17 protein-coding genes are annotated in these 14659 nt (G+C 65.7%); 12 read left to right on the top strand and 5 right to left on the bottom strand.

Annotation, left to right across the window (positions count from 1 at the left end):
- Positions 1 to 126 precede the first annotated feature (126 nt).
- The 6 genes from OG203_RS34315 (at position 127) to ftsX (ending at position 5076) form a co-directional block, all read left to right on the top strand.
- Complete coding sequence (locus OG203_RS34315; RefSeq protein WP_405161368.1) at positions 127 to 975, top strand: helix-turn-helix transcriptional regulator; 849 nt, start codon at positions 127 to 129, stop codon at positions 973 to 975.
- 132 nt (positions 976 to 1107) lie between these two features.
- Positions 1108 to 2223, top strand: coding sequence for a peptide chain release factor 2 (gene prfB, locus OG203_RS34310; protein ID WP_405161367.1), 1116 nt, complete (start codon positions 1108 to 1110; stop codon positions 2221 to 2223).
- A 107-nt stretch (positions 2224 to 2330) separates the two neighbouring features.
- Complete coding sequence (locus OG203_RS34305) at positions 2331 to 3176, top strand: mechanosensitive ion channel family protein (RefSeq protein WP_405161366.1); 846 nt, start codon at positions 2331 to 2333, stop codon at positions 3174 to 3176.
- A 13-nt stretch (positions 3177 to 3189) separates the two neighbouring features.
- Entirely contained in the window at positions 3190 to 3387 is a 198-nt protein-coding gene (locus OG203_RS34300; protein WP_405161365.1) for a hypothetical protein, read from the top strand.
- Between the two features lie 94 nt (positions 3388 to 3481).
- A complete protein-coding gene (gene ftsE / locus OG203_RS34295) occupies positions 3482 to 4171 on the top strand; it encodes a cell division ATP-binding protein FtsE (protein WP_405161364.1) in 690 nt (229 codons plus the stop codon).
- A complete protein-coding gene (gene ftsX / locus OG203_RS34290; protein ID WP_405161363.1) occupies positions 4171 to 5076 on the top strand; it encodes a permease-like cell division protein FtsX in 906 nt (301 codons plus the stop codon). Before ftsE ends, ftsX begins: the two co-directional genes overlap by 1 nt.
- A gap of 130 nt (positions 5077 to 5206) precedes the next feature.
- On the opposite strand, the gene OG203_RS34285 is transcribed toward ftsX, so the two are convergent.
- Entirely contained in the window at positions 5207 to 5578 is a 372-nt protein-coding gene (locus OG203_RS34285; RefSeq protein ID WP_405161362.1) for a MerR family transcriptional regulator, read from the bottom strand.
- 59 nt (positions 5579 to 5637) lie between these two features.
- Here OG203_RS34285 and OG203_RS34280 point away from each other — a divergent pair, with 59 nt between their 5' ends.
- On the top strand, positions 5638 to 6399 hold the full coding sequence (locus OG203_RS34280; protein WP_405161361.1) for an alpha/beta fold hydrolase: 762 nt from the start codon (positions 5638 to 5640) through the stop codon (positions 6397 to 6399).
- On the opposite strand, the gene OG203_RS34275 is transcribed toward OG203_RS34280, so the two are convergent.
- A complete protein-coding gene (locus OG203_RS34275) occupies positions 6396 to 7859 on the bottom strand; it encodes a glycosyltransferase family 39 protein (protein ID WP_405161360.1) in 1464 nt (487 codons plus the stop codon). The genes OG203_RS34280 and OG203_RS34275 overlap by 4 nt on opposite strands.
- Positions 7860 to 7988: 129 nt before the next feature.
- Between OG203_RS34275 and OG203_RS34270 the strand changes: the two genes are divergently transcribed.
- Entirely contained in the window at positions 7989 to 9383 is a 1395-nt protein-coding gene (locus OG203_RS34270; RefSeq protein ID WP_405161359.1) for an acyl-CoA dehydrogenase family protein, read from the top strand.
- Between the two features lie 33 nt (positions 9384 to 9416).
- The gene (locus OG203_RS34265) at positions 9417 to 10646 is read left to right on the top strand and encodes an acyl-CoA dehydrogenase family protein (RefSeq protein WP_405161358.1); all 1230 of its coding nucleotides are present in this window, start codon (positions 9417 to 9419) and stop codon (positions 10644 to 10646) included.
- A 56-nt stretch (positions 10647 to 10702) separates the two neighbouring features.
- Here OG203_RS34265 and OG203_RS34260 read toward each other — a convergent pair whose 3' ends face one another.
- From OG203_RS34260 to OG203_RS34250, 3 genes are read right to left on the bottom strand one after another with little or no spacing between them, the layout of a single operon-like run.
- Positions 10703 to 11560 carry a class I SAM-dependent methyltransferase gene (locus OG203_RS34260; protein WP_405161357.1) on the bottom strand — a complete coding sequence of 286 codons (858 nt, stop codon included), beginning with the start codon at positions 11558 to 11560 and terminating at the stop codon, positions 10703 to 10705.
- 17 nt (positions 11561 to 11577) lie between these two features.
- Positions 11578 to 11916, bottom strand: a complete 339-nt coding sequence (locus OG203_RS34255) for a VOC family protein (RefSeq protein ID WP_405161356.1) — start codon at positions 11914 to 11916, stop codon at positions 11578 to 11580.
- A 26-nt stretch (positions 11917 to 11942) separates the two neighbouring features.
- Positions 11943 to 12095, bottom strand: a complete 153-nt coding sequence (locus tag OG203_RS34250; protein ID WP_405161355.1) for a CopG family transcriptional regulator — start codon at positions 12093 to 12095, stop codon at positions 11943 to 11945.
- A 556-nt stretch (positions 12096 to 12651) separates the two neighbouring features.
- Between OG203_RS34250 and OG203_RS34245 the strand changes: the two genes are divergently transcribed.
- The 3 genes from OG203_RS34245 (at position 12652) to OG203_RS34235 (ending at position 14511) form a co-directional block, all read left to right on the top strand.
- Positions 12652 to 13089: a hypothetical protein gene (locus OG203_RS34245; protein WP_405161354.1), complete on the top strand. Its 438-nt coding sequence runs from the start codon at positions 12652 to 12654 to the stop codon at positions 13087 to 13089.
- Between the two features lie 177 nt (positions 13090 to 13266).
- Positions 13267 to 13899, top strand: a complete 633-nt coding sequence (locus OG203_RS34240) for a hypothetical protein (protein WP_405161353.1) — start codon at positions 13267 to 13269, stop codon at positions 13897 to 13899.
- A 111-nt stretch (positions 13900 to 14010) separates the two neighbouring features.
- Positions 14011 to 14511, top strand: a complete 501-nt coding sequence (locus OG203_RS34235; RefSeq protein ID WP_405161352.1) for an ArsR/SmtB family transcription factor — start codon at positions 14011 to 14013, stop codon at positions 14509 to 14511.
- The last annotated feature ends 148 nt before the right edge of the window (positions 14512 to 14659 follow it).

Genomic DNA, 14659 nt, shown 5'->3' with positions numbered 1-14659 from the left:
GATTTCGGCGACCGGGCGCGGCCGCAGATCCCAATCTCCTAGCCGCCGCGACGACCAGGGAGACCGCCGTAAGAGTGGTAGCGGCAGGGATACCCTGCGGCCGTCGCGACTTGTTACGTTCGAAGCGTGAGCGACAACGAGCTGGGCCTGTTCCTGCGCACCCGGCGCGAGGCGATCACCCCGGCCCAGGTCGGCCTCGCCACCGGACCGCGCCGCCGCACCCCCGGCCTGCGCCGCTCCGAACTGGCCACGCTGGCTGGCGTAAGCGTCGAATACATAACCCGGCTCGAACAAGGCCGCGATCGCCGCCCCTCACCGCAGGTGCTTTCCGCGCTCGCCGACGCACTGCGCCTGGCCCCGAGTGAGCGAGTTCACCTGCACCGCCTCACCAAATCCGCCGACATGGGCTTCAACTGCATGGGTGGCGCCCAGCCGCCGCGCGAGGTGCGCCCCGCGGTCCGCGCGATTCTCGATCGCCTCGAACCCGCACCCGCGGTGGTCGTGAACAGACTCACCGATGTGCTCGCCCACACCGACGGCTATCAGCGCCTGATGGCACCGTTCGGCCTGTTCGACACCACCTCGGCGAACCTGGCCCGCTTCGTCTTCACCGATCCGCGCGCCCGCACCGCATACCCGGACTGGAACCACATCGCCGACCACACGGTCGCCACCCTCAAACACGGCCCGTTCCGCAAGGACCCGCACATCGCCGGGCTCGCCGACGAACTCACCGTCACCGTCGGCCCGGATTTCACCAACCGCGTCGAGACCGTCCCGAGCCTGCCCGCCGCCACCGGCATCACCCGCCTCGCGCACCCCGCCGCAGGTCAGCTGCGCCTGGCCTACGAGATCCTCGACCTCTCCGCCGACGACGACCAGCACCTGATCGTCCACCTCCCCGCCGACGAAACCACTGCTACCGCCCTCGACAAGCTCGCGGGCCTGCGGCCAGGCGCCCTCCACGCGGTCTAGCGGCGCCGCGTACTCCAGCGGCAATCGGTCACTAGGCAGAAAGAGCGAGTTCGATCACCGATCCCCCAACGCAACCCATTCGAGCCGCACTGCTGCTATCCCAGCTGCGCGATACCAGTAGGCTTGACCATCGTGCATCCTGACGTTTCCGCTGATCTCGCCGAACTCGACGCCACGCTCAAGACGGTCGAATCGGTCATCGACATCGAGCAGCTGCGCCGACGCATCGATGAGCTCGAGCACCAAGCCGCAGATCCGGACCTGTGGAACGACCAGGACCACGCGCAGCAGGTGACCAGCGAGCTCTCGCACGCGCAGAACGAGCTCGGTCGCGTCGTGACATTGCGGGAACGCCTCGACGATCTGCCGGTGCTGTACGAACTGGCCGAGGGCGAAGAGGGCGAGTCGCGCGACGTCGCGCTCGCCGACGCCGACTCCGAACGCGCCGCACTGCACGCCGACGTCGAGCTGCTCGAGGTCCGCACCCTGCTGTCTGGCGAGTACGACAAGCGTGACGCGCTGGTCAACATCCGTTCCGGCGCCGGTGGCGTCGACGCCGCCGACTGGGCCGAGATGCTGATGCGCATGTACATCCGCTGGGCCGACCGGCACAAGTACGCCGTCGAGGTCTACGACACCTCCTACGCCGAAGAGGCCGGTATCAAGAGCGCCACCTTCGCGGTGAAGACGCCCTACGCCTACGGCACCCTCTCGGTCGAGATGGGCACGCACCGCCTGGTGCGGATCAGCCCGTTCGACAACCAGGGCCGCCGCCAGACCTCCTTCGCCGAGGTCGAGGTGCTTCCGGTGGTCGAGACCACCGACCACATCGAGATCCCCGAGGGCGAGATCCGCGTCGACGTGTACCGGTCCTCGGGCCCCGGTGGCCAGAGCGTCAACACCACCGACTCGGCGGTGCGCCTGACGCACATCCCGACCGGCATCGTCGTCACCTGTCAGAACGAGAAATCCCAGCTGCAGAACAAGATTTCGGCCATGCGCGTGCTGCAGGCCAAGCTGCTGGAACGCAAACGGCAGGAGGAGCGCGCCGAGATGGACGCGCTCAAGACCAACGAGGGCGCGTCCTGGGGCAACCAGATGCGCTCCTACGTGCTGCACCCGTACCAGATGGTCAAGGACCTGCGGACGAACTACGAGGTCAACAACCCGTCGGCGGTGCTCGACGGCGATATCGACGGCTTCATCGAATCGGGCATCCGCTGGCGCATGCGGGAGCAGCCGAACTAGATCGTTGCGGCTGGCGCAATCGCGGGCCGCTTGCGCGGAATGGTAGGACGTACGGCGGTAACCTGTCTGGCGTGCGTCCAGTTGGGAGTTCTGTCGAGGTGTTGACCATGTCACTCGCAACGACCTCGGAAACCACGAACTGGCTGCGTTCCAACGGGCTCGAGATCGTGTTGTTGCTCCTCGGTGCCGTGCTGTTCAGCCGATTCGCCACCTTTCTCAGGGATCGGATCACCCGCAAGATCGACGCCGAATTCCGCGGCGGCGACGCGCTGGTGCGCACCGAGGCGGCCAAGCACCGGCACGCGCTGGCGCAGGTGGTCACCTGGGTGGTGCTGACCATCGCCTATGTGCTGATCGGCATGGAGGTGCTGCAGCGGATCGGCTTCGCGGTCACCGGGCTGGTCGCGCCCGCTGCGGTGCTCGGTGCCGCGCTCGGTTTCGGCGCGCAGCGCATCGTGCAGGACATCCTGGCCGGGTTCTTCCTGATCACCGAACGGCAGTACGGCTTTGGTGACGTAGTTCGCATCGCGGTGACTGGAGCATCGGAGATGGCAGAGGGTACGGTCGAGGACGTCACGTTGCGGATCACCACACTGCGCAATTCCGACGGTGAAGTGATCACCGTGCCCAACGGCCAGATCGTGAAAGTGACGAATCTGTCCAAGGATTGGGCACGCGCCGCGATCGACGTTCCGGTGTCCGCGAGCGCGGACATCACCAGGGTCAACGAGATCCTGCACGAGGTCGGTACAAAGGCGTACGAAGATCCTCGACTCAAGCCACTGCTACTCGATGAGCCCACGGTGATGGGCGTCGAGGATTTGACCGTTGACCAGATGAACATCCGAATGGTTGCCCGCACCTTGCCGGGCAAGCAATTCGAAGTCGGCCGTGAACTGCGGGTGCGAGTAGCCGCGGCGTTGCGCCGGGAGGGAATCAGTGAGACCACGTAGAACCATCTCGCTCTTGAAGGAATCGGTGCGACCCACCGCGCTCCTGAAGGAATCCAGGCCACGCCGATCCACCGCGATCCTGATGGCCACCTGGGTCGCCACGTTCGTGCTCTACCTGTTCGTCAAGCCGGATCAACCGTTCGCGCCGGGCTCGGAGCCGACCCTGAACACCGTTCCCGCAGCGGTGAATCCAGCGGTCGCGCCGCGCTGAATCAGACAAACGCCACGCTGAGCTCGGCGGACTCGCCGAGCATCAGTGATCGGCAACACGGCGGACACAGATTTGCTGGTTACACTGGCTCCCCGTGATCACGATGCGGAACGTCACCAAGTCGTACAAGACCTCGACGCGACCCGCGCTGGACAACATCACCGTCGATGTGGGCAAGGGCGAGTTCGTCTTCATCATCGGACCGTCCGGCTCGGGCAAGTCCACCTTCATGCGATTGCTGCTGAAGGAGGAGAGCCCCACCGCCGGGCAGATCCAGGTCGCGGACTTCCGGGTCGACCGGCTGCCCGGGCGCAAGGTGCCGAAGCTGCGCCAGCGGATGGGATGTGTGTTCCAGGATTTCCGGCTGCTCCAGCAGAAGTCGGTGCACGACAATGTCGCGTTCGCGCTCGAGGTGATCGGCAAGCGGCGCCAGTTCATCGAGCGCACCGTCCCCGAGGTGCTGGACATGGTCGGTCTCGGCGGCAAAGCCGATCGACTACCTTCCGAGCTTTCCGGCGGCGAACAGCAGCGCGTGGCGATCGCCCGCGCCTTCGTGAACCGGCCGCTTGTGCTGCTCGCCGACGAACCGACCGGCAATCTCGATCCCGATACCAGCAGCGACATCATGATGCTGCTCGAGCGGATCAACCGCGTCGGCACCACGGTGCTGATGGCCACCCATGACAATCACATCGTCGACGCCATGCGCAGGCGAGTGATCGAACTCGATCGCGGCCGCCTGGTGCGCGACGAGGCGACCGGTGTGTACGGGGTGGATCGCTGATGCGCGCGAGCTTCCTGTTCAGCGAGGTCTTCGCCGGTCTGCGGCGCAATGTCACGATGACCATCGCGATGATCCTGACCGTCGCGGTCTCGCTCACCATGCTCGGCGGTGGTCTGCTCGCGGTGCGGATCGCCGACAAGACCGAGCAGTACTTCCTGGATCGGCTCGAGGTTCGGCTGTATCTCACCGAGGATGTCTCCGCCAACGACCCGGACTGTTCGCGCGATCCGTGTAAGACGCTGATGGCGGATCTGAAGGCGACCAAGGACGTGGAATCGGTCCAGTACCTCAGCCGCGACGACGCCGTGCGCGAGGCCAAGGAGAAGACGTTCAAGGACCAGCCCGAGCTGGCCAAGTACGTCAGCGAGACGCCGCTGCCCGCGTCGCTGCGGGTGAAGATGAAGAACGCGGAGCTGTATCCGCAGATCTACGAGCAGTTCTATCAGCGACCCGGCGTCGGCATGGTGCGCAATGACAAGGACATCGTCGACCGGCTGGTCAGCCTGTTCGACGGGCTGCGCAATGCCGCGTTCGGTCTGGCCGTGCTGCAAGCCCTGGCCGCGCTGCTGCTGATCGCGAACATGGTGCAGATCGCCGCGTTCACCCGGCGCACCGAGGTCGGCATCATGCGGTTGGTCGGTGCGACCCGCTGGTATACCCAGCTGCCGTTCCTCCTGGAGGCGGTGGTCGCCGCGCTGGCCGGTTCGCTGGTCGCGGTGGGCGGACTGCTCCTCGCGCGGCCGCTGGTGATCGATCGAGCGCTCGGAGATCTGTTCTCCAGCAAGGTCTTTCCGCGGATCACCGGCGACGATATCGCGATGGTCGCGCTGGTGATCGCACCGGTCGGCATCGTCTTCGCCGCGCTCACCGCGTATGGCACGTTGCGGTACTACGTGCGCGAATAGGTCGTTGCAGTGCGGGCCGGTCCAGGCTGGCCCGCACTGGTTGACACCGGCCCGCACGGACACTTTCCGTGCCGCACAGCGGTATTCGGGCACTCGGCGCCGAGAAATGTCCGGTAAGACCGGGTGCCAGTCAGCGCCCGGCAGGCATTCCCTCTCTGATCAAAGCCCGCTTCACGCTGAGCAATGCCCGCTGCCGCTCGAGTGCCGCAATCTTGTTGTCCAGATCGCTGTGGCGGCTCTCGACGATGCCAAGGGACTCGTCGCAAGACTGAATCCACTTCTTCACATGGTCGGTCGCGCATGGCAGCAGGCTGCGGATGTCCTCGGTCGACAGGCCCGCGGCCAACATGTCCCTGATATGACCCACCCGCTCCGGTGCGTCGTCGGCATACGAGCGGTAGCCGAGCGCGTCGCGCTCCGGTTGCAGCAGGCCCTGCTCCTCGTAGTACCTGAGCAGTCGGGTACTCACGGCGGTGCGGCGCGCCAATTCTCCGATCAACATATGACCTCGCTCACCCTCGCCTTGCCTTCACACTCATGTGAATTCCTAACTTGGCTGACATGACAGCAATTCCCTTGCGCACCACGGTCACCGGCACCGGACCCGGCCTCGTCCTCGCACACGGGGCGGGCGGCACCATCGAGACCAACTTCGGCGCCCTGATCCCCGCACTGGCCGCGACACACACCGTCGTCGCCTCCGACTATCCGGACAGCAATATCCAACTCACCCTCGACGGTCTCGCCGACGCGCTCGTCGCGGCCGCGGTCGATTCCGGCGTCGAGACCTTCACCATCGTCGGGTACTCCCTCGGCAGCACCGTCGCCGTGCGCGCCGCGGTGCGACATCCGGACCGGGTGCGCGGCCTGATCCTCGCCGCAGGATTCGCCGAGTCCGACAACCGTGCCCGCCTCACCGTCCAGATCTGGCAGGACTTGCTCGACCGCGACGACACCGCCACGTTCTCCCGCCTGGCCCTGTCACAGGGATTCAGCCCCGCCTTCCTCAACGCACTCCCCGCCGACCAGGTCGACAAACTTGTCCGAGTCGGTATGACAACCGTCCCCGGCGGCACGCTCCAGCAGGCCAGCCTGGTCGAAATCGTCGACACCACCGGCGATTTGGGCCGCATCGCGGTGCCGACCCTGATCGTCAACGCCACCGAGGACCTGCTGATCGACCCGGCGAACTCCCGCTTCCTCGCCGAGTCCATCCCCGGCGCGGAATACACCGAGATCGCGGCAGGCCACGTCCTCATGGCCGAACAACCCGATCAGTGGCGCACAACCGTCGAACATTTCCTCACCAAGCACCACCTCTAACCCAGGTATTTGGCCTGAGGCCATAGTTCGGAGAAGGGGGCGCGGGGGTGTCGGCAGACGAAGAGAGGGGCGTTTTGCTCGGCGTTGGCGATGCCGAGGCCGTTATCGATGCGACCGGCGGGTTCGATGTCGACGAAGAAGCGCGCTAGGCGGTCTCGGTCGATGCCGATCGTGAGTACCTCGGCGGCGGTGTCGCTCGGCGGGCCCCACCACCAGTAGGAGTTATGGCCGGAGTGGGGTGTCGGGAGGTTGTACGGCGCGCCGAAACGTTCGATGGCAGCGGCCTCGCCGTAGTTGGCGGTGAGGATGGCGAGGTCGGGGCCGAGCCGGGCACGCACCTCCCCGATTTGGCGGGTGAATTCCGGCCAGCCGATCGTCTCGCCCGCGTCGTAGTTGATCGCGAGGACCGGGGTGTCGTTCAACATCGAGATGGGCAGCACCGGAAGGAACAGGATCGCCGAGACGATCGCGTTCGCCGCGACCACGAAACTCATTGCCGCCCAACGTATTCGTCGTTGACCCAGCCACGCCGCCACCGGGACCGCCCCGGCCGCGAGCAGGATCGGGTACATCCCGCCCAGGTAGTACGCCTTTCCGCCGACCGCGACGAACACCACGAAAAGCAGGCCGTAGGCAGCCGCGAACGCTCGATATCGACGATCCCGAGCCAGCCGCCACAACCCGAACGCCCACAACGGCACCAGCAGCGGGCCGATCAGCCCGAACTGTAAGAGCACGAACATGATCGGCGAATCCGAGGTCCCCGACGACCCGCCCGCGATCGCCCGGCCCATCTCCCACTGCGGCCACCCGTTGCGCGCCTGCCACACCAGATACGGCAGCCAGATCAGCACCGCGATTGCGATGGCCATCGGAAAGAACTTGGTGGCGAACAGCTTTCGCGGGCCGAGCACCAGCAACGACACCAGCAGGGCCAGTACCGGAAAGATCAGCAGCAGCTTGTTCTGCAGACCGATGCCGACCAGCGGGCCGAGCACCAGCCACCATCGTTGGCCACCATGACCATCGGCTTCGAACTCCCCTGGCCGAGCTGCCCGTAGCAGCATCAGCACCACCAGCGACACCACCGACCACACCGCCAGATCGAACACGGCCGTGCTCAGCAAGTGCCCGGCCCCCATGATCAGCGCCGCACTCGCCACCGCGGCCGCCGCCAACGCCTGCGCCGCACGCCCGCCACCGAACTCTCGCGCCATCAACCCGGCACACACCACCACCAGGGTGGCCGCGAGCACCGCGGGCAGCCGCAGCACGAATAACGAATCGGGATCGATCGCCGCCATCGCCTTGGCGACCAGCGGCGTGAGCGGTGGTTGATCGGGGTATCCCCACGCAAGATGTCGGCCAGCCGCCAAGAAGTACAGCTCGTCGCGGTGGTACCCATAGCGCGGGGTACATACGAGCAAGACGGCGGCGAACAGCACCGCGACGATAGGCACCCGCCCAGCCTGGCACAGATAGGGGCGTATGCTGCACCTCGACGCGGTTCTTACTCTGGAGTAAGATAGTCTTACTGAGGAGTAAGATAGCCGGGGGCAAGACCTCACCCCACCCACCCGAGAAAACAGGTGATGATGAGCACTCGAGACAGCGCAACGAAGCGAAGTCCAGACACGTCCGCAGTCGGCCTCAGCCACCCCAAGCGGGACTGGATGGGCGCGGCCATGCGGGTGATGACGACTCTTACCGGGTCGGAGCTCGCCGAGAAGTACAACCTGCGCAAGCCGATCGAGCGAGTCACCTACGAGGGCACCAAGACCGGTTTCCGCACGCTCGGCGCAGCCACCCGTGCCTTCGCCAAGGTCACCGGCAACGGTCAGCCGAAGCGCCTGGCCCCCAACGAGGCGAAGACGAAGGACTTCTTCGACCTCACCCCGAGCGACGAGCAGCAGATGATCGTCGAGACGGTGCGGGAATTCGCCGAAGAGATCCTGCGCCCGGCCGCCTACGACGCCGATGCCGCCGCGAAGGCTCCGCGCGACCTGCTGGAGCGCGCCGCCCAGCTCGGCATCACCCTGATCAACGTCCCCGAGGAGCTCGAGGGCGCGGCATCTGAGCGCGGCGCGGTCACCAATTCCCTTGTGGCCGAGGCGCTTGCGCACGGCGACATGGGCCTGGCGCTGCCGATCCTCGCGCCGAGCGGTGTCGCGGTCGCGCTGTCCCAGTGGGGCACCGACGCACAGCAGAAGACCTACCTGCCCGCCTTCACCGGCGAGAACGTGCCGCAGGCCTCCGTGGTGATCAGCGAGCCGCGCGCGCTGTTCGACCCGTTCGCATTGCAGACCAAGGCCGTTCGCTCGCCGAGCGGCTACCGGATCTCCGGCGTGAAGAGCCTGGTGCCCGCCGCCGCGGATGCCGAGCTGTTCCTGATCGCCGCCGAACTCGACGGTCGCCCTTCGCTTTTCATCGTTCCGTCGGATACCCCCGGCCTGGTGGTCGAGGCCGATCCGAGCATGGGTCTGCGTGCCGCCGGTCTCGGTCGCCTGCTGCTCGACAATGTCGCGGTCGGCACCGACGCGATCCTCGGTGACGGTGACGCCAAGCAGCGGGCCGAGGACTACGCCGACGCCGTTCGGCTCGCCCGCCTCGGTTGGGCCTCGCTCGCGGCAGGCACCGGGCAGGCCGTGCTCGACTACGTGATTCCGTATGTGAACGAGCGGGAGGCGTTCGGCGAGCCGATTTCGCACCGTCAGGCGGTCGCCTTCATGGTCGCCAACATCGCGATCGAGCTCGACGGCCTGCGGCTGGTGACCCTGCGGGGTGCCTCGCGCGCGGAGCAGGGGCTTTCCTTCGCCCGTGAGGCTTCGCTTGCCCGAAAGCTGGCCACGGACAAGGGAATGCAGATCGGCCTGGACGGCGTGCAGCTGCTCGGCGGCCACGGCTTCACCAAGGAACACCCGGTCGAGCGCTGGTACCGCGATCTGCGGGGCATCGGCGTCGCCGAAGGTGTCGTGCTCATCTAACCGGCCCGTTCCTTACCTTCCAGGAGACCTCCCATGATCAACCTCGAACTCCCCAAGAAGCTGCGGGCCAGCGCGAACCAGGCCCATCAGGTCGCGACCGAGATCTTCCGGCCGATCTCGCGCAAGTACGACCTCGCCGAGCACGAGTACCCGGTCGAGCTGGACACCATGGCCGCCATGGTGGAAGGCCTCGCTGACTCCGGCACCCAGAAGATCGGCGGCGCCGCCGGTGGCCGCGAGGACGACAGCGAGTCCGACGCGCACGCCACCGAACTGCTCGGAAACTCCAACGGCGGCAACATGTCCGCGCTGCTGAACGCCCTGGAAACCTCGTGGGGTGACGTCGGCCTGATGCTCTCGATCCCCTACCAGGGTCTTGGCAACGCGGCCATCGCGGCCGTCGCCACCGACGAGCAGCTGAAGCGTTTCGGCAAGGTGTGGGCCTCGATGGCGATCACCGAGCCGTCGTTCGGTTCCGACTCCGCCGCCGTCACCACCACCGCCGTGCTCGACGGCGACGAGTGGGTGCTCAACGGCGAGAAGATCTTCGTGACCGCGGGCCAGCGCTCCACCCACATCGTGGTGTGGGCGTCGGTCGACAAGAGCCTCGGCCGCGCGGCGATCAAGTCGTTCGTCGTGCCGCGCGACGCTCCCGGTCTCTCGGTGGCCCGGCTCGAGCACAAGCTCGGCATCAAGGCCTCCGATACCGCCGTATTGCTGTTGCAGGACTGCCGGATTCCGAAGGACAACATCCTCGGTAGCCCGGAGGTCAACGTGGAGAAGGGTTTTGCCGGGGTCATGCAGACCTTCGACAACACCCGCCCGCTCGTTGCCGCGATGGCGGTCGGCGTTGCCCGCGCCGCCCTCGAGGAGCTGCGCGGGATCCTGACCGACGCCGGCGTCGAGATCTCCTACGACACCCCGCCGAACAACCAGCACGCCGCAGCCGCCGAATTCCTGCGCATGGAAGCCGATTACGAGTCCGCCTACCTGTTGTCGCTGCGCGCCGCGTGGATGGCCGACAACAAGAAGCCGAACTCGCTCGAGGCCTCCATGTCCAAGGCCAAGGCGGGCCGTACCGGCACCGATGTCTCCCTCAAGGCCGTCGAGCTCGCCGGCGCCATCGGCTACTCGCAGCGCACCCTGCTGGAGAAGTGGGGCCGTGACTCGAAGATCCTCGACATCTTCGAAGGTACCCAGCAGATCCAGCAGCTCATCGTGGCTCGCCGGGTGCTCGGCAAGACCAGTGCTGAGCTGAAGTAGTAAGTCGCACAACGGAAACCGGCGTCGGTCCGCTCTGGACCGGCGCCGGTTCTGCGTTAGGTGGTGGCGATCAGGAAGTCCTCTCCGCTCGACGGACGGAGACCGTCGGTGCGGTCCGCGAAGTAGCGGTCGGCGAGGGTGGTTCCCGAAACATGTTGTGCGTCTTGGAAACCGGCTTCGCGGGCCAGGGCGAGCATTTCCTGCGGGGTGTAGAAGCTGACGAAGGGCGTTCCCGCTGCGCGTGCCCCTTTTTGCGACGCTTGCAGGCCGGAGCGGTCGGCGTCGGCGAGGAGGTCGGTCGGCAGCAGGAAGGTCATCGCCAGCGTTGAACCGGGCGCGAGCGCGGACAGCTGCCGCAGAGTGGCCGCGGTGGTCTCCTTGGTGAGGTACATGCTGACGCCGGTGGAGGCGACGACCGCCGGTCGATCCGGATCGAAACCGGCCGCAACCAGCTGCTCCCACCAGGATTGGTTTGCCTCGAAATCGACCGGCACCAGCCGCAACCAGTCGGGTACACCGAGGCCGAGGTCGGTCAGCCGTTGCCGCTTCCAGGCCTGGGTGCTCGGCTGGTCGATCTCGAAGGTCGTTAGGCGAGAGGCTATCTCGGGCCTTCGCTGGGCGAAGGTGTCCAATCCTGCTCCCAACAAGACGTACTGGACGACACCCTGGTCGGCCCGCTCGGCAACCAGGTCCTCGATGAATCGCGCACGGGCCACCATCGACGCCCGAAAGCCGCTGGTACCAACGGGATCCATGTCAGGGCGACTGCGCCAGTCCGGATCCGGGGCGACGAGTCGCAAGCCGATTTCGTCCTCGAGCACATGCGGCGGCGGGTCGATCTGGACGTGCATCGCTCGCCACAGGGCGGTTCGTACTGCCGTGCTGTCCGGCACCTCGGTCTGTTCGTCGGCCATCCGTCGTCTCCTTACGGTTACTTCTCGGCCTGTAGTGTCCAGAGCCGTCCATCCGGGTCGCGGACGGTCATTTCCCTTGTCCCGTAGTGGGTTTCCTCGAACGGCGTGACCACCTCGATGGCGGGATCGGCGGCGAGCGCGTCCTCGTCGGTCGCCTTCAACACGAGCTGCATCCCGGGTTTCCGGTCCTCGGGGACCTCGGCGATGAATACGTAAGGGCCGTCGCCATTTCGGAGCTGACCGGAGTTGTGATCGGTCGTGAACTCCAGTTCGTAGCCGAGCGCCTGAAAGAACTTCGCCGCCTTGCCCCAGTTATGAGTCTCGAGGAACACAGCCTCAATGCCATTGGTAGTCATCAGGTTTCCTTCTCGGTCGAGTTCCGTCACTGCTCGGTGGCGTCGTCGAGATAGGCGCGCAGCGCCGCGGCGACCAGCGCCGACAACGAGAGGCCCGACTCGATGGAGTGGTGTTTGACCTGCTTGATCAGCCCGATCGGCAGGTACACGTTGAACTGTTTGATCTCCTCATCGCCCACGCTAGAATGCTAGCATCCTAACAAGCTAAGCGCTACGGCCCACTTTTCATCAAGAAACCTCTGCCGCAGGACGCCTCGAACTACCCGCCCGCAGGCGCGCGAGCTTGATAAGATGGGTTCATCACGAGAGTGATGCCGAGCGGTAGGACCGCTGCGCTAACAGCGGCCCCACCTGGTGGGTTTATCTAGCCAGCCAAACTCGGCGGACCAGGATGAGCGCCCCGGCGATTACGACAGCACCTGTTACGACGATGCCGTAATCGACCGGGGCCTTGCTCTTCCTCCGGCGATGTTTCGCCATCCCCCACCACCTCCTCCCTGGGCGCGATGTGTGGACCATGTCCATCGCCCCTCGGAAGGAAGTTCGATCACAATACCCGGGCCTACCAACAACTTTCGGACGCATTCGCAAATCCGTGCGAATGCGTCTGTTTCACATTTTGCGACCGGCGCGGCGCGGCCGGGCGTTCACATCACTACGGGGCGAACGGGTTACGGTATCTGCCGCTATCACGCATTACACCCCTCGTCACTCATCGACAGGAGAGCGTGCTCTATGACAGTCTCGAAAGTCCGTGCCGCAGTGGCTATTGCCATTGCTGTTGCCTCGTGCGGCGGGTTGCCCGCCGTCGCGTTCGCTGATACCGCGTCGCCGACCATCACCCTCACCGGCGTGGATTACGTGAACTCCGGTGACATGCTTGTCACCTTCATCTACAACTGCGCCAAGGGTGCGGCCAAGGGAGTCACCGTCGGAATCGAGCAGACAAAACCGAAGCCAACGGACGATAAGCACATCGTTGACGCTCGCGCTTCCAGCAAGAGGATCACCTGCGACGGTACCAACAGGACGATGTCCCTGCGCCCCTTCTCGTTCCCGTACGGCACCGGCGGCGGCTTCGAACATCCAGGTTCAGGCACGGCGTATGCCCGGATATGGAATGCGAACAAGGACGACATCCTCGCCGAAGGCAAAGGCGACTTCGCCTGGTGATCCCGTCCGAGACACTCCGGGCCAAAAGGCGTCTCTAGCGGGAAAAGGACGCATCCGAACGGGATAGTAGGGCCGGTAGGCAATGGCTGGCAACGTAACGGCCTGCTGTTCTTGATCGACAGATTCAGCGGACGATTTCTTTCGAGCTGTACCAGAGACCTCGAGGAGCAACTGGATATGGAACGACTGAGCGTGACGCGTCGCCTCGCTACCGTCTTTGCCGCCACGGCGGTTGTAGCGAGTGTTTTTGCTGGTAATGCCGGTGCCGAACCGGCGACCGTCGATTGGGCCGGTGCCGCCGCGCAACTGCGGGCGGCGGCCGCGGGCAATCCCGCGGCCGAGCAGGCGGTGGATCGGCTGGTGGCTTCCGGGCAGGTGAACAAGGTCGGGCAGGTGGCGTTGCCCGCGCAACCGTTCCAGATTCCGGCGCAGTCGGATATCGGGCGTGGTGACGGGCCGGGTGTGTACGGGTCAGGCATCGCACTCGGCCTCGACGGATTCCGGTTCGGATTCTTCGGCGGCCCCGGCACGATCGCGCCGAATCAGGGTGGCGCGAAGCTGGAGGTGCTGTGGATCAACCTGTCCAACGGGCGTAGCGGGACCGAGGTGCTCTACGACCATCAGGACGTCCCGGTCGACACCACGATCAGGTCTCGTCCCCTCGACACCGGCGGCGGCATGATCGTGGCCGCGGTGTACGGCAGCCTGTGGCACCGCTGGTCGGTGCCGGTGAGCGATGCCAATCCGGATGGGTTCCAGTACCAGCTCGGCACGATCTCGGTGCCGTCGTTCGGAGCCGTCTACAACTGATCGAGTCGACACTTCGGCCCCCGTGACGCTCGTCGCGGGGGCCGACGTGTCACCGGACCTCCCTCGATTGCCCTCTTGTCCGGAATTACGTAGTTCCGTAGCTTTTGGGGCGTGAGTCTGGAAGAGCGGGTTGCGCAACTCGAACGGCGGCTCAACGACATGGCCGACAGCGAGAACGAGAAAGAGGCGGCGGCCGCCGATGACCGATGGGCGGCGGTCCGTCTGCACGAGGAGTTCGTCGCGGACGACGAGCCGAACGGCGGCGTGCTGTTCGCCGGTTCGGTACGGCTACCGACCGACGAGCACTACGGGTGGCAGGCGACGTTCACCACCGGCGACCTGATCGAGGACGACTGGGCTGAGACCGCGGAATGTCTTGCCGCACTTGGTAACCCGGTGCGACTACGACTCTTGCGGGAGATCATGGGCGGCCGAAGGACCGCGGCCGAACTCGTCGGGCTCGAGGGTGTCGGCACGTCCGGGCAGGTCTATCACCACCTACGGCAGCTGGCGGCGGTCGGCTGGCTGCACACCGCCGGCCGCGGGCGTTTCGAGGTGCCCGCGGGCCGGGTGGTGCCACTACTCATCGCATTGGCCAGCGCACGACGCTGACCAGCTGACAACTCAGCAGCAGTTATCGCCGCCACAGCTGCACTGGCCGCCTGACTGGCACCCGCACTGGCAGGCCGGACCGCAGTGGCAGTCCGCCGGTACCGAAGTCGATCGAACAAGCTTGACGATCATCGTTGATTCAGCTCCA

This window comes from Nocardia sp. NBC_01499, assembly GCF_045040275.1.
In the GTDB taxonomy this organism is placed as follows: domain Bacteria; phylum Actinomycetota; class Actinomycetes; order Mycobacteriales; family Mycobacteriaceae; genus Nocardia.
Note: the sequence above shows the minus strand (reverse complement) of the source record. Positions and strands in the feature narration are given on the sequence as shown.